This window comes from Leifsonia sp. ALI-44-B (genome assembly GCF_001984125.1).
Classification (GTDB): Bacteria; Actinomycetota; Actinomycetes; order Actinomycetales; family Microbacteriaceae; genus Okibacterium.
The window spans coordinates 423,636-444,422 of the sequence record NZ_MTQL01000007.1 but is presented as its reverse complement, the minus strand read 5'-3'; the positions used below and the strand labels follow the sequence as shown (position 1 = coordinate 444,422).

Annotated in this window: 15 protein-coding genes; 6 read left to right on the top strand and 9 right to left on the bottom strand. The window is 65.5% G+C overall.

Features of this window, described 5'->3' with window-relative positions:
* The first annotated feature begins 13 nt into the window (after positions 1 to 13).
* The 3 genes from ALI44B_RS09060 (at position 14) to ALI44B_RS09055 (ending at position 3,547) form a co-directional block, all read left to right on the top strand.
* On the top strand, positions 14 to 1,609 hold the full coding sequence (locus ALI44B_RS09060) for an endonuclease NucS domain-containing protein (RefSeq protein WP_077054394.1): 1,596 nt from the start codon (positions 14 to 16) through the stop codon (positions 1,607 to 1,609).
* A gap of 77 nt (positions 1,610 to 1,686) precedes the next feature.
* Positions 1,687 to 2,394: a hypothetical protein gene (locus tag ALI44B_RS15900; protein WP_143459150.1), complete on the top strand. Its 708-nt coding sequence runs from the start codon at positions 1,687 to 1,689 to the stop codon at positions 2,392 to 2,394.
* Positions 2,357 to 3,547: a helix-turn-helix domain-containing protein gene (locus ALI44B_RS09055; protein ID WP_179100244.1), complete on the top strand. Its 1,191-nt coding sequence runs from the start codon at positions 2,357 to 2,359 to the stop codon at positions 3,545 to 3,547. Before ALI44B_RS15900 ends, ALI44B_RS09055 begins: the two co-directional genes overlap by 38 nt.
* Before the next feature lie 12 nt (positions 3,548 to 3,559).
* On the opposite strand, the gene ALI44B_RS09050 is transcribed toward ALI44B_RS09055, so the two are convergent.
* Both ALI44B_RS09050 and ALI44B_RS09045 read right to left on the bottom strand, forming a co-directional pair.
* On the bottom strand, positions 3,560 to 4,399 hold the full coding sequence (locus ALI44B_RS09050; protein ID WP_143459148.1) for a hypothetical protein: 840 nt from the start codon (positions 4,397 to 4,399) through the stop codon (positions 3,560 to 3,562).
* Positions 4,400 to 4,694: 295 nt separating this feature from the next.
* Positions 4,695 to 5,453: an alpha/beta fold hydrolase gene (locus ALI44B_RS09045; protein ID WP_077054391.1), complete on the bottom strand. Its 759-nt coding sequence runs from the start codon at positions 5,451 to 5,453 to the stop codon at positions 4,695 to 4,697.
* Positions 5,454 to 5,556: 103 nt separating this feature from the next.
* Here ALI44B_RS09045 and ALI44B_RS09040 point away from each other — a divergent pair, with 103 nt between their 5' ends.
* Positions 5,557 to 6,270, top strand: a complete 714-nt coding sequence (locus ALI44B_RS09040) for a helix-turn-helix transcriptional regulator (RefSeq protein WP_077054390.1) — start codon at positions 5,557 to 5,559, stop codon at positions 6,268 to 6,270.
* 69 nt (positions 6,271 to 6,339) lie between these two features.
* Complete coding sequence (locus tag ALI44B_RS09035; protein WP_077054389.1) at positions 6,340 to 6,801, top strand: hypothetical protein; 462 nt, start codon at positions 6,340 to 6,342, stop codon at positions 6,799 to 6,801.
* On the opposite strand, the gene ALI44B_RS09030 is transcribed toward ALI44B_RS09035, so the two are convergent.
* The 4 genes from ALI44B_RS09030 to ALI44B_RS09015 form a co-directional block, all read right to left on the bottom strand.
* Complete coding sequence (locus tag ALI44B_RS09030; protein WP_083709801.1) at positions 6,782 to 7,735, bottom strand: carbohydrate ABC transporter permease; 954 nt, start codon at positions 7,733 to 7,735, stop codon at positions 6,782 to 6,784. The genes ALI44B_RS09035 and ALI44B_RS09030 overlap by 20 nt on opposite strands.
* Positions 7,728 to 8,723: a carbohydrate ABC transporter permease gene (locus ALI44B_RS09025; protein ID WP_238592172.1), complete on the bottom strand. Its 996-nt coding sequence runs from the start codon at positions 8,721 to 8,723 to the stop codon at positions 7,728 to 7,730. Before ALI44B_RS09025 ends, ALI44B_RS09030 begins: the two co-directional genes overlap by 8 nt.
* A gap of 25 nt (positions 8,724 to 8,748) precedes the next feature.
* Entirely contained in the window at positions 8,749 to 10,044 is a 1,296-nt protein-coding gene (locus ALI44B_RS09020) for an ABC transporter substrate-binding protein (protein ID WP_083709800.1), read from the bottom strand.
* A gap of 116 nt (positions 10,045 to 10,160) precedes the next feature.
* Positions 10,161 to 12,269, bottom strand: coding sequence for a glycoside hydrolase family 127 protein (locus ALI44B_RS09015; protein ID WP_083709798.1), 2,109 nt, complete (start codon positions 12,267 to 12,269; stop codon positions 10,161 to 10,163).
* A gap of 278 nt (positions 12,270 to 12,547) precedes the next feature.
* Between ALI44B_RS09015 and ALI44B_RS09010 the strand changes: the two genes are divergently transcribed.
* Positions 12,548 to 13,555 carry a LacI family DNA-binding transcriptional regulator gene (locus ALI44B_RS09010; RefSeq protein WP_077054387.1) on the top strand — a complete coding sequence of 336 codons (1,008 nt, stop codon included), beginning with the start codon at positions 12,548 to 12,550 and terminating at the stop codon, positions 13,553 to 13,555.
* Positions 13,556 to 13,569: 14 nt separating this feature from the next.
* Here the strand turns inward: ALI44B_RS09010 and ALI44B_RS09005 are convergent, their stop codons facing one another.
* The 3 genes from ALI44B_RS09005 to ALI44B_RS08995 all read right to left on the bottom strand — a co-directional run bounded on the left by ALI44B_RS09005 (position 13,570) and on the right by ALI44B_RS08995 (position 20,510).
* Positions 13,570 to 14,490: a class C sortase gene (locus ALI44B_RS09005; protein WP_083709797.1), complete on the bottom strand. Its 921-nt coding sequence runs from the start codon at positions 14,488 to 14,490 to the stop codon at positions 13,570 to 13,572.
* A 168-nt stretch (positions 14,491 to 14,658) separates the two neighbouring features.
* The gene (locus tag ALI44B_RS09000) at positions 14,659 to 16,212 is read right to left on the bottom strand and encodes a SpaH/EbpB family LPXTG-anchored major pilin (protein ID WP_077054386.1); all 1,554 of its coding nucleotides are present in this window, start codon (positions 16,210 to 16,212) and stop codon (positions 14,659 to 14,661) included.
* A gap of 116 nt (positions 16,213 to 16,328) precedes the next feature.
* Positions 16,329 to 20,510, bottom strand: coding sequence for a beta strand repeat-containing protein (locus ALI44B_RS08995; protein WP_077054385.1), 4,182 nt, complete (start codon positions 20,508 to 20,510; stop codon positions 16,329 to 16,331).
* Between the last annotated feature and the right edge of the window lie 277 nt (positions 20,511 to 20,787).

Below are 20,787 nucleotides of genomic sequence, written 5' to 3'. Positions count from 1 at the left end.
GTAGTGTTCACACGTGACTATCACAGAGAACGCGATTCGGGACCAGCTAGCAACGCGCCTTTCGATCATCGAGCCCGGTCTTGTCAAAGTGGCAAATAACTATCACTTGCGCAACCCACACGGTGCGGACGGCTTCGTCGATATTTTGGCCCGCGACTCGACCGGTGCCTTTGTTGTGATTGAGTTGAAGAAGGCAAGTTCCACGTCCCGCCAGGCGGTGCACGAGATTGGAAAGTATGTAGATCTCTTGGGACGGGACAAGGGCCTCCCGCCGGAAATGGTCCGCGCAATCATTGTGTCCACTGACTGGCATGAGTTGCTCGTTCCATTCAGCTATTACGTTCATCACAGCGACTTCGACCTCGGAGGATTTCAGCTCAACCTGGAGATGGATGGCCTGACTCCAAGCTCCGCTCGCAAGGTGGAGGCCTTGAAAACAGCCACGCCTCGTAGCCTCACTGTTTCTCAGCGACGAATTGAAGCGACACCAACGCGGGACCTGGCGCTAGCTTGGGAGGACGTGAAGGCTCGTCTCCGGGCGCTGCACGTCGATGACTTCGTCGGCTTGCATCTGTCTATGGGTGAATCTCGCATCGTGGTCCTCGCGCTCGGCACAATTCTGTCCATGGATCCTCGCCAGCCTATGAGCGATGTGTTAATGAAGCGGGGAGACTTCGATCGCGACGACCTCGAAGATTTGTCCACGGAAGACCTTGTCCTGCTTGGACTAGAGCACGATGGTCTACCGCTTGCTGTCTGCTATCCAGAAAAGGTCGGCGCGCTAATTGATGGCCATGGTTGGGCGATCGATCTCGTTGAGCGCTCGGGTGTGTTCAATGATGTTGATCTTTTCCCGGAAGCAGACCTCTTGAAAGCATGCCAAGGATGGAGTGGAGGTCTCTCAACCCACACTTTCAACGGTCGGGCGCGCACGTCGAACGACACACAGTGGGCTGTCTTTCGAGGGTCGATCTCGATGGTGATTGCCGATTCCCTCGGTTGGGTTGGACCGGCCCGATTGTGGCTGGATCAACTGCAGTCAAGTTCACCGCGATGGGACGTCAGCACCAACGTTTACGATAACCACGACTTTCTGCAGTCCCTTGTGCATGGATACAGGGACGATCGCTGGCTTGAGTTAGTGCCTAGTTTGGGTCTCGCCGTTGAAGCCCTCGATGGAAATGCCGTTGGATTGTGGGGGTACTTGCACTGGGATGGCACGGTTGTTCGTCTCGTTGAGGGCCTCCGTAAAGCGTATAAAAACATTGGAGAATGGAGCACGCTCCGTGCTCTGGATGCACAGGCCGAGGCTAACCTCAGACTTCTCGACGCCTGGCATCTGACATACGAACTCTCCGAAAAGAGCGCGGCCCTCCGGGAACCCAAAATTCTTACTGAAGAACGCGGAGAGTTGGTGAGGCACCCCGTGAAAAAGGGGGACCGCCAAAGCAACCCGTTGATGACGTTGGCAGTTGCGGATTTTCTCGATGCGCACGCGGATCAGCTAGATGAGCTCGTCGCTTACCTTCGGGGTCACATAACGATCGATCCCACATCAGCGAGCCAAATGATCCTATTCGATGCCCGTGTGGATTCAGACTGGTATTGAGATGAAGGTGCGAGTGCCGGAGGGATGAGAAAAGATGGTGCTTGAGTGATGTGTATTTCGCGTGATATATTTCACATATGGCACATTTTCAGAGTGACCTTGCGACATACGTAAATGACGCCCGCGGCGGACTGACTTCGTTGGCTCGCATTATCGACGGCTCAATTCGGGCTGTCACCCAGGAACGCGAAGAGAAGGTGCAGGGGCGAATAAATCCCCAGCTCTTCCACGCAATGGTGCGTGAGCGTGTGGCGATGACCGCGGAAGGCGCTCCAAGTTTGATCGAGACGGGCATGTCGGTTCGTGTTCGGGAGGCTGACTCAATGCAGGTTTGCATTGAAGGGAGCCCACTCCGCCCGAAGATCCTGCACCGCCCTGCTCATGGACACCTGGCTGCATCCGGGGTCTTTGACTTCGAAAATGCGGAATTGTTCGACCAGCCGGGAAAGCCGTACATCTTCTATTCGGTGCGTGAGGGTCGGCTTGCTCGACTAATCGTTGCCCAAGTCATAACTAGCGAAGCGAAGTTTGGCTGGGCGTGCGAATGGATTGACGAAGTCGCAATCTATGATGGTTCGGCGGAAAGGGTGACGGGCAAGTCTCCGGAGCTAGACACGATGGGGCCGGTTAAGCGAATCCTTCCTCTCGTCCTTGACCTCAACGATGAGGATGCTCTCGATGGTGTCGTCGAACCACGCAACGAGGCTTCTTCCCACGAACTAGTAACTGAAATCAATGATATTGAGGGTGAAGAAAGTGCAGAGTCAGGAACTTCGTCCGCGTGAATTGGACGTCTTTTCCGCTCGAGTCCGTGATGCACGGCTGTTGGCCGGTCTCCGCTCTAGCGAAGCCGCTGATCATCTAGGCATCACCCGCGTGAGGTATTCGCGGCTCGAAACGTCGTCGTCGACAGTGAGTATCGATGAGAATCTCCTCAGACAACTTGGTACCTTGTACGGATTCGAGTCGCGTTTTTTCACGGTGGCGCCGAGTGCCAATGCCGTCTCGAATGGTCTTCGTTTTCGCGCCCAACGAAGTATGACGAAATTCGATGAAGAAGCGATCGAAGTGTGGTCGCGCGTGGCTAGCGAGTTGCTCGAGGTGGTTTCCCTTCACATCAAGCCAATCCCGCTTCTTGTTCCGACATTCGAGGTAACGCCGGGCCCAGAGCAATCCGCGGACGAGGTACGGCGTTTGCTTGGAATTGATGTCGATGAGCCTGTGGTTCACGTGATTCGCGCGATTGAGCGAGCCGGGGTGCCCGTGCTTTGTGCGCCATTCGACGTTCGTGGTGCGGCTAAGCACGACGCTGTGTCGTTATGGACAGGAGTGCAGTTCGATCGCCCCCTTGTGCTTCTTAGGCAAACAAACTCGTGGGAGCGAATACGAATGTCTGCGGCACACGAACTTGGGCATTTAGTGCTGCACCGTTGGCACGTCCCAGAAAACGCCGAGGACGAAGCTTTTGCGTTTGGATCTGCCTTCCTTATGCCAGCGAGGGGGTTCCGGATGGATTGGCCCGGAAGGGTGACTCTGGCGAACCTGATGCCGCTGAAGCGAAAATGGGGGGTTTCGCTCGCGGCTCTGATTGAGCGCGCGTACCGTCTGGGCTTGGTGGGCGCTGAGTTGCGGTCGGGTCTATATAAGCAACTGTCGGCGAGGCGAAATTCGGAGACCGGAAAGACTTGGCGCGTTGAGGAACCGGGAAGCACTGAACGCGAGCCTGAAGCTCCGTGGCTTGTCGGGAAGATGATTGAAACGGCATATGGGCCCGAGGGCTCGGCTTCAGCCCTCAGCGACGAAATCGGCTATTGGCCGCCAAAGTTCGTTTCTCCGCTGTTACAAGGGCAGCGCAAGCCGAAGCGCCGCCTGCAAAGCCTGGGCCTGGCTGAAAGGGCGGAGCCCACCTCGAATGTCACGCCAATCTTCGGACGGTGAAATCAGGCGGAGCTAGCGGTCGTACTCCAGCGTCCTTAGATAGAGATACACGGCACCGTGATACTCAGAGCCGTCCACGACATTGTCTAGAATCTTCTGCTTGAGAAGAAAGCCATGGTCGAAGAAGTGGTTGCGAACGCTCTCGGAGAAGGAAGCAGTCCACTGCACGTAGCGCCTCGGCAGGAAGCCAAGGGCTATAGTTCCGACTATTGACGTGGGGGGCGGGGTTAGGAACGAATTGATCCGGTAGATCACCAAAGCCTCCCACCATCGAAGAGCGTTACTCGCACTAACGAGCCGCTGGCTATATCGGTCGATACAAAGAAGGAGGAACACTAGGCGCTGCGATCTGGTAAATCTCTGCGCAAAGCGAAAGCGTTCGAACCCGCTTTGCATGTACGAATCGTCGTATCCCAGCGCAACGACTGTCATAGCGAGATCTTTGTCGCGAATATTGCCGACGTTCCAGCTGTGAAGTGTCGAGCCGATCCTGGTCAGATCATCGAGAAGTCCCGATTCGTCGAACGGCGTCGAAGTGGAGTAGCGGCTTTCAAGATCAGCAAATCTGAGCTTTAGCCATTCGGTTACGACGAAGGCCCGGCTCGGAAGGCTCACTGCCAATACTCCGAGATCTAAATGCGCACGGTTAGATGGCGATGAGGCACGCTCGCGGGCCCACGCGTATGCGGTGCGCATGATCGATTCGAAGCCAAGTCTCTGGGTTTCTATTCGGGCACTTCGAGCTCGGAATACGGATTGAACGAAGAAGGCTAAGAGGCTAAGGGTTGCAGTTACAACCGCTACCAAAATGGCGGCTAGCAGTTCGGTGGTCGGATCGGTTGGTGTGTTCACATTCCTCCTATCGGCTCGCTGCCTTTAGCCTGAAAGGGCTCTGCTGATGATCAGACTGCAAGTTTGACACGACACGCTCGTCCAATATCGGGCGTCCACGAAGACGGCATTGCCAATGACGTTGAATATTCGGCCAAGTGACTGAGGAAATCGAGTGAGAGCGGTCCTTGATAGCGGTGAAGCAATGACACATTCGCGGAAGTTACATATCGATGGCAGTCGAAGGCGGCTGCTCCTGGGGTGAATATAACCGACCTGCGAGAGAGGGCTGTCTTTCGGCCCTCGTGCGGGGTGCCTACGCGCAGTCGTGTAGATCAGCTGATTCGCGCGCCGTTTCGTCGATAATGCGTGTGAGGTCGACGGCACGGCTCCACATCGGCCAGTGGCCGGTCGGTAGGTCAATGACGTCGACGATTGCGAGATGCGCGACCTCGGCGAACATGGGGTGACCGGCGCGCGCCATTTCCAGCACCTGCGTGCTTGAGATCGAGCAGCACACCAGCGTGGTCGGGACGGCGTGGCGGGCGTCGTTCGTGAGCTCAACGATCTGGTGCAGCACCGGCGCCGGTTCGGGCACCGCCCGCGAGCGGAAACGGTCGAGCATCTCGGGGGTCAGGCCTTCCAGGCTCGCCTGCTGGGCCAGGACGTCGAACGGTGGGAGCGGAAGCTCGGTCAGCTCCTCCGGGAAGTCGGGCGCGAAGGCGGTGCCGTTGGCCATCGGGCCCGAGTCGACCCAGATCATCCGGCCGATGAGTTCGGGGTGGCGGTCGAGCACGAGGCTGACGGGACCGTTCGCCCCGCTGTGAGCGACGAGCGTCGCTGGCTGGTCGGTCGAGACCTCAAGGTGGGCGAGGGTGTGTTCGATCGCTGCGGCCTGGTCGTCGAGGGTTCGGGTGGCGCGGTCGGGGTCGTCGGGGTCGAGGCCGGGCAGGGTGAGGGCGACCACGCGAGACGTGTCGGTGCGCAGGTGTTCGAGCACGTCATCCCAAGCCCACGCGCCCAGCCAGTGGCCGGCAATGAGGATGATGGCCGGGGTGCTGTTCTGTGTTGTCATGACACCATCCTCCGGCTCGCTCCGGGCAGGTGTGTGTCACTATTTCTGTCATGAACTCGAACATTTCTCGGCGTCAGCGCCAGCGGCAGCGACGGCAGCGGCGATGAAGCGCGCCGAGCGGTTGCACGCGCTGTCCGAGATGCTGCGCCGCAACGGAACGCGCGGCAGCTCCGCCGAACGGTTGGCGCGCGAGTTCGACGTGTCCGTGCGCACCGTCAAACGGGACCTCGCCGCCCTCGAACGCAGCGGCTCGCCCATCTGGTCGCGACCCGGGCCCGGCGGTGGTTACGGGCTGGCGGTGGGTGCATCTCTGCCGCCGGTCAGCTTGTCGGCAGAGCAGGCGGTGGCGCTCATGGCTGCTGTGTCGGCCGCGCGCGATGCCCCCTACTCAGATCTGGCGGCAGCGGGCATCCAGAAGATCGTGGATGTCCTCGACCCCCGCACCCGCGCCCGCGCCGAGCAGCTCGCCGGCCGCGTCTGGGTCGATGCGCCACCGTCGCCCTCGCGTGCGATCCGTTCGGCGCTGGAGGAGGGGATGGCCGAGCAGCGCGTCGTCCGCCTGCGCTACACCGCGCAGTCCGGGGTCACGACCACGCGCGACGTCGAGCCCGTGCTGTTCGCATCCACGAACGGCCAGTGGTACCTCGTCGGGTGGTGCCGGATGCGCGACGCGATGCGCTGGTTCACAGTGTCGCGCATCAAGCGGGCTAGCGTGACCAAGATGGCGTGCACCGGCCACACCGTGGATGAGGTTGGCGAGCCGCCGACGAACGCCAGACCAGTGCATGGCCGGGGCGACGGACCGACGGCGAGATGAGGTTCCAGTGATGATCGAAGTGGTCGCGCAGGTCGGCGGCTGTGCGCGAGCCGCCTAGACTCGGGTGTCATGGTGAAGGCATGGCGCATCGTTGCGGCGATCCTCGTCGGGGTGCCGACGCTCATCGCCGCGGGGGTGCTCATCGCGTGGATGCCTCTGCCGAGCGCCCTCGATGTGCAATGGTCGGGCACAGAGGTGACCAACACGCAGCCTCTCTGGGCCTTCTTCATCCCGGTCGTCCTGCTGACCGCCGTGGGCCTCGTTCTGGCCGTCACGGCGGCGATCGATAGGGATCGAGGAGCCGCACATAAGGGCACCTTGTTCACCGCGGCCCTCCTGACGGCAGTTAGCGCAGGGGTGGGGGTCGCGCTGATCGCCATCAATCTGGGGCATGCCGAGCCGACGGGTCCGGCCATTCTCGGTGCGATCGCGTTCGCTCCGATCTATGCGTTGCTCCCGCTCTACGTCGTGGCGCTCGCCGCGCGGCGCGACGGTCAGGTTACCCCGGCCCCTACTTCGCCGCGCCGCTGAAGATGCCGTTGACGTAGTAGCGCTGCAGCAGGAAGAAGATGAGCAGGCAGGGGATCATCGAGACGACGACACCCGCGTCGAGCAGGCCCCAGTCGACCTTGCCGAATTGACCGATCTGCTTGGTCTGCAGGACGACGGGAAGCGTGAAGAGAGCCTGGTCCGACAGGAGGACGAGGGCGCCGAGGAACTCGTTCCACGCGTTGAGGAACGCGAAGATCGCGGCCGTGACGATGCCCGGCACGACGAGGGGCACGAACATGCGCAACAGGACAATGCGGCGCGAGCATCCATCGATCATGGCCGCCTCTTCGATCTCGTCGGGGATGGCCGCGAAGGCGTTGCGCATGATGAAGATGCAGAACGGCAACTGGTAGGTCGTGTAGACGAGCACCAGGCCGAGCAGGGAGTTGCTGACGCCGAGGGTGCGCAACACCACGCTGATCGGGGTGAGGAGCACGCTGAACGGGATCATCATGCCCGCGAGCACGACGCCGAACAGGAGGGTGCTTCCACGAAAACGGAAGCGGCCGAAACCGTAGCCCGCGAGGGTCGACAACACCACGGTGAGTGCGACGGTGCCGATCGCGACGACCAGGCTGTTCGCCAGACCCGTGAGGGTGCCCTGCGAGGGGTCGAACAGGCGAGACCAGGCGTCGCCGCTCAGCGTCTGCGGAAAGAACGTGGCCGGGCGTTGCTGCAATTCGGCGGGGGACTTGAGGCTGCCCGTGACTGCAGAAAGCAGCGGCAACGCGAAGAGCGACACGAGCACGATGCCGCCCACCCACCACCAGACGCCGACGGCTCCGCGACCCCGCTTGCGACGCAGGGACGCGGCCGGAGTCGGGCTGATGGCCGCGATGGCCGCAGCCGGGGGAGCGACCACAGCGGTGGACGACGAGGCCGGAGCTGACGCATCCGATCGGGGCTCAGCCATTCTTGGGTCCTCTCAGAAGGCGGATCTGCGCGGCCGCGACGATGAGCAACAGGACGAGCATGATGACCGACAATGCGGCGCCATAGCCCAGTTCGAACTTGGTGAAGGAGACGTTGTAGATCCAATAGACGGCCGTGACCGTCTCGTTGTCGGGGCGACCCTTCGTGATGAGGAAGAACTGCTCGAAGGCGAGCAGTGAGCCGCTGATCGAGAACACCAACACCAGGATGATCGTGGGCTTCATGAGCGGCAGGATGATTCCGGTGAGGCGCCTCCACCACCCGGCCCCGTCGATCTGCGCCGCCTCGAGCACATCCTCCGGAACGCTGTTGAGGCCACCGAGCAGCAGGATCATCTGAAAGCCGACGACCTTCCACGTGACCATGACGATGACGTTGATGAGGGCGGGCCACTGCTCCACGAACCAGGAGGTTTGATCGACCTCGGTGCCGAGGCTCGTGAGGATGGCATTCACCGAACCGGCGCTCGGGTCGGTGAACCACAGCCACAGGAAGCTGGCCGCCGCGAAACCGATCACATAGGGCGTGAAGAAGATGGTGCGGAAGAACGTGCTCGCGCGAGACGGCCGCCGCACGAAGAACGCGAGGGCGAGACCCGCCACGAACAGGATCGGCGTGATGACGACCGTATAGATCAGGGTGAAGCCGATCGAACGCAAAAACGTGTCGTCGGCTGTGAAGGCGCGCACGTAGTTGTCGAGGCCGATGAACGTGCTGCGGCCGAGAAGAGGCCACTTGTGCAGGCTCATCCAGGCCATGAGCGCGACGGGCACGACGAAGAACACGGCCGTGAGGAGTAGCGCGGGTGTCACCGCCAGCAGGCCGGTGCGCGAGAGCCGGCGCTCCCGGAGGGACGGACCGGCCGCCCCTCCGGGTCGAGGCCCACGAGAGATGGAGCGGACACGCGAAGACGCGCGGCGCGACGTGTCCGGCGACGGCGTCACCGGCGTGCTGAGGGTCTCGGTCATGTCTGCTCCATCAACTCGTCGTCGGCTATTCCGTGGCGTTCTGCGTGACGATCTGCTCGGCGGTCTTCTGCGCGGCGGCGGATGCGGCATCCACATCGTCACCGAACACACCGGCCTGCATCAGGCTCACCATGGGGCCGTTCGGGTCGCTGAACAGCGCGTTGAACGACACCGTGTACGGCACCTGACCCTGCAGCGCGGCCTCGACGAGTGCGGCCTGCTCCGGTCCCTTCGAGCTGTAGTCCGACTCGTAGAGGTCGGTGCGCACCGGGGTGAAACCACTCTCGGCCAGGGACTTCTGCGCGTCATCCCCGGTCGCCCACTTCACGAAGTCCCAGGCGGCGTCACCGTTCTTGGCGCCCTCGGGAATGGCGAGCACATCGCCACCGACCATGGATGAGATCTCGCCGGCATTCTTGCCGGGCAACGGCGTGACACCCATCTCGAACGGCAGATCGGACGACTGCAGCGTGTTCAGGTAGAACGAACCACTCGCGACCATGCCGAGCTTGCCGTTCTCGAACGCGCCGCCATAGTTCTCGCCGCCGTCGGTCTGGCTGGCCGTTGTGATGCCGCCATCCGCCACCATGCCGTTGAGCAGTTCGATGAACTCGGTGACGACCGGGTCGGTGAACGTGGCGTCGGGGTTCAACGCGCCGCTGTCGGCGTCGATGAAGTCGCCGCCGGACGCCCACACCATGGGGGCGAGGGCGAACGCGGCACACCCGCCGCAGCCCGCGGAGTAGTGGTAGCCGGTGATGTCGTCGCCGAGACCGCCGATGCTGTCGGCCGCGGTGGCGAACTCCTGCCAGGTGGTCGGAGGCGCCTCAGGGTCGAGCCCCGCCTGACGGAACAGATCCTTGTTGTAGTAGAGCACCGAGGTGTCGGCGGTGAACGGCGACGTGTACTTCTTGTCCTCGAAGGTGCCGGCATCGACCTGGGCTGGCAGGAGGTCGTCGGCGTAGTCGAGTCCGTCGATGCGCTCGGTCAGGTCCTGGAAGGCGCCCGCGTTGATGAAGTAGGGCGCCTTCACGACGTCGATGGCCACGACATCCGGCGGGTTGCCCGAGCTGATCGCCGAGCCCAGCTTCTGCTGCACATCGGAGTTCGGCAGCACGGTCACATCGACCGTGAGACCGGGGTTGGCCTTCTCGTACATCTCGGCGAGCTGCTTGGTGTAGACCTCGCCGTCGGAACGGGTCCAGACGGTCAGGGTGTCGGCGTCGCCACCACCCGAACTGCAGGCGGACAACGAGAACGCGGCAGCCGTTGCGGTGCCGAGCGCGATCAGGCGAAACAGCGTTGTTCTTGAGTGCCTCATGGTGCGTCACTTCTCCTTCTGAAAGGTGGGAGCGGCCCGGCGGGGGTCGGGTCGTCGTGCGGTGGAGCGGGAGTCGTCGTGCGGGGTGTCGTGGTGCAGGAAATAGTCGTGCGGGGTTATGCGGTGGTGCGGTCTGTGGGGATCGGGCGTGCGGGGACCGAGGCGCGGGGCATCCATACGCGCATGGCGGCGGGTGCCGGCCCGTTGCCCCAGAGGGCATAGGGGCGCAAGATCAGGCGCGCCTTCTCAGCGTGCGACGGGAGGATTGAGCCGGATGAGCCGGATGAGCCGGATGAGCCGGATGAGCCGGATGCAGCGGCTTCGGGGGATGCCCCGGCAATCGGCTCCGGGGTGTTCGAATACAGGCTCACGGCCGCCGGATCGGGCAGGGTGCGCAGCGCGTCGATGCCGAGGAAGGGCCCGAAGCCGCCGACGATCTCGCTGCCCGAGACCTCGACGACCGACGCGTCGGTTGTGACATCCACGGTCTCGATGTCGACGGCGTTGTCGGTCTGGTCGACGCAGTAGACGAGCGGCCCGCGTCGGACCGCGACGCTTCCGCGCAGGCCGTCGATGCGCGGATGCGGGAACACGAGGCTCGGGCTCACGTCGAGCTCCAGCCGGATCGCGGTGTCGGCCGCGAAGGGCCCCTCCACGCGGAGCCACCCCGAGTCGACGGGGGCGTTCGCTGAGGCGGAGTCACGAGGCTCGCCATCGACGGTGAGCCGCGCTCGCCGCCCCCCGGTGCGGGACCACTCGGGCACCCGCAGCTCCAGCGTTCCCGCCCAGGCCTCGTCGAAGCGCAGCGTCACCGAACCCGAGGCCGGGTAATCGGTGTCGATGTGCAGCACGGCGGCTGCGGCATCCGAGGATTCATCGGTTGAGGTCGCCCCAGGGGCGTCGATGCGCGGCAGACGGATGCTGCTCGCGGCGTAGTTGGCCACCTGCACGGTGTCGCCGCCCGAGGTCGCGAGCAGGTTCTGCAGCGACGCAAACGTGCGCATGAGGTTGGGCGGGCAGCATGCGCAGCTATACCAAGCCAGGCGGCGACCGCTCGATTCCTCCTGGCTGGCGCCGTGGTCGGGCCGCCTCTGCAGCGGGTTGCTATAGAAGTAGGACAGGCCGTCGACCGAGATGCCGGCCGACACCACGTTGTAGAGCGCGTTCTCGGCGGCATCGAGGTAGCGGGACTCGCCCGTGGCGACGTGCATACGCCACGCCCAGTTGATGAGGGCGATTCCAGCGCAGGTCTCGGCATAGGCGCGTTCGCTTGGCAGCTCGTAGGCGTCGCCGAACGACTCGTCGCGGTGCCGCGAGCCCGTGCCGCCCGTGAGGTAGAGGCGTTTTCCGACCAGGTCATCCCACTGCGTCTTCATGGCGTTGAGCAGGGCTTCGTCGCCGCGTTCGAGGTAGAGGTCGGTGACCCCGGCGTTCAGGTAGAGCGCGCGCACGGCGTGGCCGCGCATGATGTCGGTGTCGAGAACACTCGTGTCGTCCTGGTAATACTGCGCGCCATAGACGCCTTCGCCGATGAAACCGCTTCCCCGGCGGCGGATGAACGCTTCGGCCAGATCGAGGTGACGCTCGTCACCCGTCGTGCGATACAGCTCAACGAGGGCCGTCTCGATTTCGGGATGTCCGCAGTACACGTCCGATTCGGGCCCGCCATAAAGGTCGATCACGAGGTCGACGAAGCGGATGCCGACGCCGAGCAACCGGTCGTCGCCCAGAGCTCGATACCCCGCGATGCCCGCCTGCAGCAGGTGCCCGAGGCAGTAGAGCTCGTGGCCGTGGGTGAAGTTCGTCCAGGGCCCGGCGTCGCCCTCGCCGAGCTGGTAGGCCGAGTCGAGATAGCCGTCGTCGCGCTGGGCGCGTTCGAGCAGGCCGACGGTGTCGCGGTAGAACCGCATGAGTTCGGGATGCTGCGCCTCGGCGTCGCCCACCTGCCACGCGATCGCCTCCAACGTCTTGTACACGTCGCTGTCGGCGAAGAGCTGCCCGCGGAACGGAGCATCGGACTCACCGGCGAGGCGCCTCAGGTTGTCGAGGTTGCCGGCGGTTTCGAGCATCGCGATGCCGTGGGGGAGGGAGGCGTCGACGTTGCGACGCAGCCAGGATGCGTGCAGGCCCGACGTGAAGCTCGCAGCGTCGGCATCGAGGGGCCGGCGGCGCGCTCGGCGCGGTGTGGCGAGGGGGCCGGTTGATCGTGCACTGGTCAGGGTCACCGCGCATCCTTTCGTTCGTTCATTCGCAGCGATGCGATGAGTCGAACGACCCACGGCGACCGCACGCTCTTGTGCTATGTCACATATCGAAGCCCACCACAGTGTCGGCAATGAGTCGATCTGGTTACCGTAATGTAAAACGAAAGCGGTTTCAAGAGTTGAGATTTTGCGGATGGTTCTTCGGTGCTCGCGAGAGGTCCGCTACTCTGGAAACCCCACGGGGCTGGCGGGGATGTGGCGCCGTCGAACGGCGACAAAACATTTTCGAGGAGTTTTGGATGCGGCGCAGCAAAGCGGTCACGCTGGTCGATGTGGCGCGTCTGGCCGGGGTGTCGGTGGCGACGGCCTCGAAGGCACTGAACAACCGCTCCGAGGTCCGCGAAGCGACCAAGACGCGCGTCCACGAGGCGGCGCGATCGCTGTCTTTCGAGCACAACGCGATGGCCCGCAGTCTCTCCCGCGGGCGCAGCGGAACCGTCGGCCTGCTGACATCCGACCTCGAAGGTCGTTTCAGCCTGCCCATCCTCATGGCCGCCGAAGACGCTTTCGGGGCCGACGAGATTTCGGTGCTGCTGAGCGATGCTCGGGGCGACGCCATCCGCGAGCAGCGACACGTGCGCACGCTCGCCGCCAAACAGGTCGACGCGCTCATGGTCGTTGGCAGCCTCACCGACGCCCGTCGCTCGCTCGGATCGGCACTTCCGTTCCCCGTCGCCTACGTCTACACGCCCTCAGACGATCCGACCGACTTTTCGCTCACGCCCGACAATGTGCAGGGCGGGCGCATCGCCGCCGAACACCTCCTCTCGACCGGCCGGCGCCGCATCGCGCACGTGCGCGGCCTGCCGACGGCGCAAGCGGCGCGCGACCGGGCTCTCGGCATCGATGCCGCGCTGACGGCTTCGGGGGTGCCGCTCGCGCACCGCACCGACTACGGGGAGTGGACTGAACGCTGGGGCCGCAGCGCCACCCTCATGCTGCTCGACACCCATCCCGAGATCGACGCCGTCATCTGCGACTCCGACCAGATCGCGCGCGGCGCCCTCGACGCCCTGCACGCGCGAGGCAGACGGGTGCCGACGGATGTCGCCCTCATCGGCTTCGACAACTGGGAGTTGATCACGGCCGATACCAATCCGCCCATCTCGAGTGTCGACATGAACCTCGACCTGTTGGGCCGCCGCGCATCCGAGCTGCTGTTCGCCGCGATCGACGGGTCGCCGCTGCCGACTGGTATCGAGCGCACGGACTGCCGGCTCGTCGCGCGCGGCACGACGATCCCTTAGGGCGAGGCGAGTCGCTACTTTTGCTCGGGCTCGACGTTGTCCTGGGCCGCAGCCGCAGCCGCAGCCGCAGCCGCAGCCTCAACGGATAGCGCAGCCGGGCGCACGCGCGGCGGGCGGCCCGAGTGCCAAACGTAGGCGGTGGCCGTGAGGAGCACGCCCGCGGCGATCAGGGCCCACCAGGGGAACGAGGGGATGTCGGGGCGTTGGCCCGCGCCGTCGAGGTCTGATTGGGGGGTGGGGATGACGCGCTCGCCCGTGACCAGGATGCGGTGGCTGTTGACGCCGAGGGGCGTGCAGGTGACGAGCGTGACCAGGTCTTGGCCGTCGACCGGGAAGAGGCTCTGGCCGTCGGTCGGTTCGACGATGCGGGTGTCGATGACGCGGTAGACGAGCACCTCGCCGAAGACCTCGATGGTGAAGGTGTCGTCCTCTGTGACGCGGTCGAGGTGGGTGAAGAGTTCGGCGGTGGCGAGGCCGCGGTGGGCCGTGAACACCGAGCGGGTCGACGCGCCGCCAACGGGGAAAGCGGTGCCCTCGAGGTGGCCGACGCCGTGTTCGAGCACATCGGGGCCGGTTCCGTGCGAGACGGGGAGGTCGACGTTGATGGCCGGGATCTTGAGGCGGGCCATCAGGCCGGCCTTGTCGGCCTTGAGGATGTCGTCGTATTGGCCGGTCTGGTCGGGTGCGTCCGCGACCGGTAGGCGCTCGTTGGCGAGGAGGTTGGCGCCTCCGCCGACGAGGTTCTCGTTGTACTCGCGGGCGCGCTGGAGTTGTTGTTGCAGGGTGGCCGTGCCGAGGTCCGAGACATCCTGCGTCAGGCCGTTGATGCGTTGGGATTGCTCGTATTGGCTGAACCACGAGACGACGGTGGGGAACAGGAGAAGGCCTGCGCCCAGCACCGAGATCAGGGCGATGACGAGGGAGACCCACGACATCCGCCAGCGGCCGGGACGGCGACTCGCGCGTCGGGCCGCCCGCAGGCTGCGTCGCGTGGCCAGAGGGGCACCGGAAGACGCGTCGAGCGACGCATCCGGGGCTGTATTTGGGGACGACGAAGGCGGGGGCCCCGAAGGACTCCCCGCCTTCGTGTGCATCACGTCAGACTACGCGGACGTCGTTGTTGCGACGGGCGTCTGCTCGGCGACGGCACCGGCTTCGGCGCGGCGACGAGACACGATGACCGCGGCGCCGAGGGCGATCGCGAGGAGCGCGCCGCCGCCGATGCCGAACCAGACGCCACCGTCACCACCGGTGAAGGGCAGCAGGAAGTTCGCTGCCGACACCTGGGTGTGGTTGAACTCGACGTAGTTCTGCACGGGAGGTGCCGTCGAGGTCGGGCCCGCGACGACCACGGCCTGGACCGGGTTGCTCTGCGGCAGGTTGTAACCGGCCGGCGGGGTGATCTCACGCACGTAGTAGTTGCCGGGCGTGATGATCGGGATGGCGACGAAACCGGTTGCATCGGTCGTCCAGTTGGTGCTGCCGTTGATCGAGATCGGGTTCTGCTGGTTGTTGGCGTCGTTCTGGTTCAGGTAGACCTGGTAGACCGCGCCGGCCAGCGGGGTGCGCGGGCCGCCGTTGTTGCTTTCGAACGCCGACACCGTCAGCTGGCCGATCGGGGTGGTGCCCGAGATGGTCTCGGTGGCGCCGTTGATGTTGGCCGTTGCGGTGTTGGTGATGAGGCCGTTCGGCGGGATCGACACGGCGCGCGTGAGCACGTTGAACGACACGAGGCCGCCCTGCAGCGTGGTCAGACGCGTGAGACCGGATGCCGTGAACGTGAGCACCGAGGTGCCCTCGGCCGTCGGCGTGGCCGCGGTGTTGGTGATCGTGTAGTCGGTTCCGAGGGCGAAGTTCTGCGCGACGCCCGCGGGGCTCGTGACCGTCACGGTCGTCGGCGAGACGCCCGTGGGAGGCGTCGTCGGGAACACGAGCGCTTCCGGCACCGAGTCGGTCAGCGAGAACGCGGTGATCGCGTCGCCGGCAGCCAGGGTGGGGATGCTCGCGGCGATCGCCCAGCGGATGAGGTCGGGGTTGCGAGCCTCAGCCGAGTTGGCCGGAGCCGGGACGCGCGTCTTGGTGGTCTCGGTGACGGCGTTCTTGGGGTAGACGTGCACGTCGTAGATCCACTGGTTCGCCGGGGCGCCGGACGGGCCGGTGGGCAGCGGCAGCGACACGAGGAACGGTGCCGTCGGGTTGGTGGCGTCGGCGGGCAGCACGGTCTCCTGCACGTAGAACAGGCCGAGCGGCATGGTCGTCGGGAAGGTGGCGGTGCCGTTCGCGGCGGAGGGCGTCGACGTGTACGGCGTGCCGGTGAGGCGCGTCGAAGCCGACTGCGGGCTCAGGCTGTTGGCGATCGCCCAGCCTTCGGGCGTGGTGAGGTCGACACCGGCGACCTGCGTCGCCGTGAAGACGGCGCCCGACAACGGCGTGCCGAGGTTGGTCGTGGAGGGCAGCTCCTGGCCGGTGCCCGCGTTCTGGCCGTTGTTGGGGCCGAGCGCGAACTTGTGCACCGTGAGGCTGCGGGGCTGGTCGGGGTTGATGTTTCCGGGCTGCGTGACAGCCTGGGCGGGGGCCGTGGCCACGAACGCCGCGCCGGCCGCCAAGACGAGGGCGCCGATCGCGGCGGTGACCCGCCGGGTGATGGACCTGGACATTGTTGCTCCTGTCAGAGATGAGAGTGACTTGTAAAAGCTTGAAAATCGGAAAGCAAATTGCGTGAGGTGAAATTGAAAGTCAGGGACGAAGGCGTCGAGGCAGTGTGATCAATGCTTCACATCGCACTCCTTCGCGTGCGGCGGCGTCGTTGCCAGACCGCGAGAGCCAGGGCGAGCGTCAAAACGGCTATGCCGCCGATGACGAACGCGTCCGTGCTGGGGCCCCCGGCGAGGGGCAGTATGGGGGGCGAGACGGGCGCGTTGACGTAGCGATAGGTCGCCGTCTGCCCGGCCGCCGGGGCCGTGATGGTCTGCGAGGTCACGGGGGTCCACGTGCCGTTCGGCTGCCGCAGCTCGAGGCGCAGCTGCTGGTAGGCGAGGCGCGTGCCGCTCTGCGCGAGGGCCTCGCTGAGCGTGTAGCTGTGCCCCGGCCGCACGGCGAACGTGCTCGCCGCGTTGCCGTTCGCCGCCGAGTAGTCGGCGCCCGGAACGGTGGTCGCGCCGAGCCCCGTCAGGGCGGCGGGCGTGGCCGTCAGGTTCCAGGTGGAGGGCTGGAATCCGGTCGACGGGTTCTGCACGTTCTTCAGCAGCGTGATGGCGGCCGTCGCATTCGTCACGGTGCACGTGACATCCGAGGCCCGGATCAGGGTCACATCGCCGGCCGCGGTGACGGGAACGGCTGTGCCGGTCGCGGTGACGCACGCCCAGTTGCCCACCTGCACGTAGGTGGCGGGTCCACCCGCTTCGGACAGGCGATACGGGGTGTCGGCCGAGACGGGGACGGCGTTGAGGGTGCCGCTTCCGCCCGCCCCGGTCGGTCCGGCCAGGGCCGTGGCCTGGCTGCGCGTGGCGCTCAGCTGCCAGGCCGAGGGTGCCGCCGCGCCGAACGACACGTTCTTGACGAGCGTGAGCGTGGCGGTCGGTCGGTTGGTGTACGTGCAGTCGACGGCCGCGCCGGGTGCGACATCCACGTTCACGGCGCCGCGCACCTGCGTGCCCACGGTCGTCACGGTGGTGGCCGCGGCGGCGCCGTTCACGGTGCACACCAGGCTCTGGTAGCGGAAACCGGTCTGCGTCGTCTCGGCCACGGTCACGCGCCCGCGCTGGGATGCCGCGCCGAACAGCACCTGCCACGTGGCCGAACCGTCGGCTCCCGTCTGCTGCGAGGGGTTGCGCGACGGCAGCACGCTGACGGTGCTTCCGGTGTTCGCCACCGCCGTCGTCGTCATGGTCCATCCGGCCGTGGGTGTGCGGTTGGCGCCGTTCCAGTCCTCGACCACCTTCGTCACGCGCACGGTGGCAAACGGCGCCGGCGAGTTCGAGAACGTGCAGGCCACGCCCACACTCAGACGGTTCGGGATGGTGATGGCCGCCGATTTGTCGGTGCCCGTGAAGATGCGCACGCCGTCGGCCCAGCATTCATAGACCGACGTATAGGCGGTCAGCGGCGAGACCGAACCCGTCGCCATGGTCTCGGAGATCGTGACCGACGTGTTGATCTGCACGGGTGTCGGGCCGATGCGCGCGCTCTGCACACCGGTCGCGGTGCCGGTCGTCGTGGCCACGGTCGATTCGGTGAGGGGCGACCCGGCCGACAGGGCGATGCGGAACTGGTCGGCCGCGTTCACGCGCCCGACCACGTTCTTCTCGAGCGAGATCGTCGACGGCGACGTGCAGGCGGCGAGGTCGGTGGCGGTGTTCGGCGCGGTCGTGCCGATGGTCGCGCGCGGGCTGTTCGGCACGCGGGTCCAGGTGAGCGGGTCGAATTGGTAGGCCGTGGTGCCGTTGCCGAGGTAGACGGTTCCCGTGGGCGAGAAGGCCACACCGTTCACGGCGGTCAGCGCGTTGCCCGTGTCGGTGCCACTCAGCGCACGGCGCGTGGTGGCGCTCGAGGGGATGGTTCCACCCGATGCCGCGAGCAACGACTCCCGCGTGACGCTGAACATGCCCACGTTGCTCGAGTCGGCCGCCGTCTGCACGATGTGCAGGTTGCCCTGCGCATCGAACGAGATGTCGCCGTTCTCGCCGGCCGCCGTGCCCGTCGAGACTTGCCCGAGGTAGAGGAAGCGGCTGCCGTTGTTGAGCGCGTTGGGCGTGTACTCCCACAGGCGCACGGACCCGACCGCCGATTTGCCGACGACGAATCGTCCGTTCAGCGGGTCGACGGCGCCCGCGATGATGGTGCCGTCGAGCGCGGCGCCCGAGCGGTCGAGGAACGACCCCTGCGTGCCCGTGAACGCCGTACGGTTTCCTTGCAGCGCGCCGCTGACGATCGTGTAGTTGACGACGCCGCTGGCATTGACCGCGTTCGTTCCCGTGCGGTCGATCGCGATGGCGCTCGTGCCGTCGCCGTTCACGCCCAGGGCGTTGATGTCGGTCGCACCCGTCACGGCTCCGTAGAGCTGCGTCGGCGCGGCCGAGCTCGTGGCGTTGACCTGGGCGATCGAGCCGTTGGTGCGCACCGCGTAGTAATAGGTGCCGTCGCAATAAAGGGATGCGGCCTGGGGCGTGTTGGTGAACGTGCAGACGATCTCGGCACCGGCCTCGTTGGGGATGGTGATGGGCCCCGAGATCGAGGTGCCGGTGGCGATCGTGGTGGTGCCGCGCAGGCATTGATAGCCCGTCGTATAGGTGTTAAGCGTGGCCGTCGAGACGATGGATTCGGAGATCGTGTAGACGCTGCCGCGCGTCACGTTGATGGGCCCGATCTGGGCCGATTGCAGCCCCGTGTTGGCGCCCGTCGTGGTGACGCTGGCGACCTCGGTGGCGCCGAGGCTCAGGGCGAGGCGGAACTGGTCGCCCACGACGGCGCGGCCCGCGACGTTCTTCTGGATGGTGATGCGGGCCGGGGCCTCGGCGACGAGGGTGGCGGCCTCGGGGGCGTTCAGCACGGTCGCGACGTTGGCGGGGCCGTTGGTGAACGTTCCGGGGGCGGTGGCGACGACATCCACGGTGATGGTGCAGCTGGCGGCGTTGGTGGCGAGGTCGCCGCCCGTGACGACGATCGAGCTGGCGCCGGCCGCGGCTTGCACGCCGAATGCCGTGCCCGTGACGTTGGTGCACGTGCCACCGACCGCGGGGGTGGGGGCGACGACGAGGCCCTGCGGCAGGGTGTCGGTGAAGTTCCAGTCGTTCTTGGCCGCCAGCTCGGACGTGTTCGTCACGGTGAAGGTGAGCGTGGTCGGCGTGCCCGTGGTGGTCAGGTCGGTCGAGAACGCCTTGTCGAGGCTCGGGGTCGCGTCGACGATGCGCAGGTTGTCGACCGCGAAGTCGTTGCCGGCCGACGCCGAGATCTCATTGCTGACCCGGATGCGTGCCTGTGCGGCTTGCGCGGGGGTGAGACGCACGGCCGTGTCGGTGAAGAACCGGCCGGCGCGCACCGCGGTCTCCGAGCCGAAACCGCCGGTCAGCGCGGGGGAGGTGTATCGGCCGGCGGGCGTGTTGCACGCGATGATGGGCGCCGTGGTGAGGTTCGTCGCCGTCGCGCCGACGACGAGTGCGACATCCAGCCGGGAGTTGTTGTTGGCACCGAGCGGGCGCGTGGAGCAGGAGTCCTCGGCGACGTCGATGGATGCCGCGTAGTAGCGCTCGGCGGTGGCCGACAGTCCGACGGGCGCGACCGATTCGATGAGCGTCTGGTTGGCCGTCGTGGTGCCGCCCAGCGTGGTGAGCTCGACGAGCGCGCGGTTGGCCTGGGACCCCGCGGTGCCGGTGGTCGAACCGTTGACGGGCGCGGTGTTGCTCGTGCTGCCGACGACGCCGAGGCGGAACTGGCCGAGGACGTCGGCCAGGCGGCGCACCTGGTTGCGTGTGACGACCTCGACGGCCGTTCCGCAGTATCCGGTGGCGGGGAACGTGACCGTGTAGTTGAGGAGCACGCCGTTGCAGTTGGAGTAGTTCAGCCAGAACGCGGCCGCCGTGTAGCGGTTCGCGGCGTAGGTGCCGAGCTGCGCGGGCGGCGTGCTCGCCTCGAAGTCCTCGAGCCACAGCTGCGCGGGCGCCTCGGGCACACCCGCGGCCAGGAGCGAAACGGTGGATGCCGCGCGCGCCAGCGCCGTCTGCTGCGATGCCGTGCTCGGCGCGAGTGCCTGGGCGACGGTGGCGTCAGCGGATGCGTTGAGGGTCGTCGACGGCGCTGCGGGCCGCGCCTGTGCGGTGGCTGACACGGTGGCGGCCGACGCCCCAGGGGCGATGAGGCCCAGGGTCAGCGCAACGACGGCGGATGTCGCGGCGGCGGCCGTGCCGATTCGGCGCAGACGTGAGACCCGCTTGTCTGGAGCGCGACGAACGCCGCTCATGCGTCGGAAAGCCACCTGCGGCCCCCTGGATCGCACGGTCAGATAGATCGGGGCGCATTACAGAGGCACCACGCGATCCACGAGATCGGGACATGCGCACTTCGGCGAGAAAGCCGACTGCCTGCGTGGAGTGAAACCCTCTTTTCACCCCTGTCTGAGTTACAGAGTAGAAATGAAGCATCCTCACGAGCAATGCTGAGGAGTACTTAAGTTTTCGGCACGACTACTGGGATTGGGATGTCGTTCCTGTGTCGGGCGAGCTGTGAATGCGAAATAC

Excerpts from the sequence above, each read along its gene's own strand:
- ALI44B_RS15900 (WP_143459150.1), top strand. The coding sequence starts at position 1,687 with ATGGCACATTTTCAGAGTGACCTTGCGACATACGTAAATGACGCCCGC.
- ALI44B_RS09045 (WP_077054391.1), bottom strand. The coding sequence starts at position 5,453 with ATGACAACACAGAACAGCACCCCGGCCATCATCCTCATTGCCGGCCAC.
- ALI44B_RS09040 (WP_077054390.1), top strand. The coding sequence starts at position 5,557 with ATGAAGCGCGCCGAGCGGTTGCACGCGCTGTCCGAGATGCTGCGCCGC.
- ALI44B_RS09035 (WP_077054389.1), top strand. The coding sequence starts at position 6,340 with ATGGTGAAGGCATGGCGCATCGTTGCGGCGATCCTCGTCGGGGTGCCG.
- ALI44B_RS09030 (WP_083709801.1), bottom strand. The coding sequence starts at position 7,735 with ATGGCTGAGCCCCGATCGGATGCGTCAGCTCCGGCCTCGTCGTCCACC.
- ALI44B_RS09025 (WP_238592172.1), bottom strand. The coding sequence starts at position 8,723 with ATGACCGAGACCCTCAGCACGCCGGTGACGCCGTCGCCGGACACGTCG.
- ALI44B_RS09020 (WP_083709800.1), bottom strand. The coding sequence starts at position 10,044 with ATGAGGCACTCAAGAACAACGCTGTTTCGCCTGATCGCGCTCGGCACC.
- ALI44B_RS09010 (WP_077054387.1), top strand. The coding sequence starts at position 12,548 with ATGCGGCGCAGCAAAGCGGTCACGCTGGTCGATGTGGCGCGTCTGGCC.
- ALI44B_RS09005 (WP_083709797.1), bottom strand. The coding sequence starts at position 14,490 with ATGTCGTGGGTCTCCCTCGTCATCGCCCTGATCTCGGTGCTGGGCGCA.
- ALI44B_RS09000 (WP_077054386.1), bottom strand. The coding sequence starts at position 16,212 with ATGTCCAGGTCCATCACCCGGCGGGTCACCGCCGCGATCGGCGCCCTC.
- ALI44B_RS08995 (WP_077054385.1), bottom strand. The coding sequence starts at position 20,510 with ATGAGCGGCGTTCGTCGCGCTCCAGACAAGCGGGTCTCACGTCTGCGC.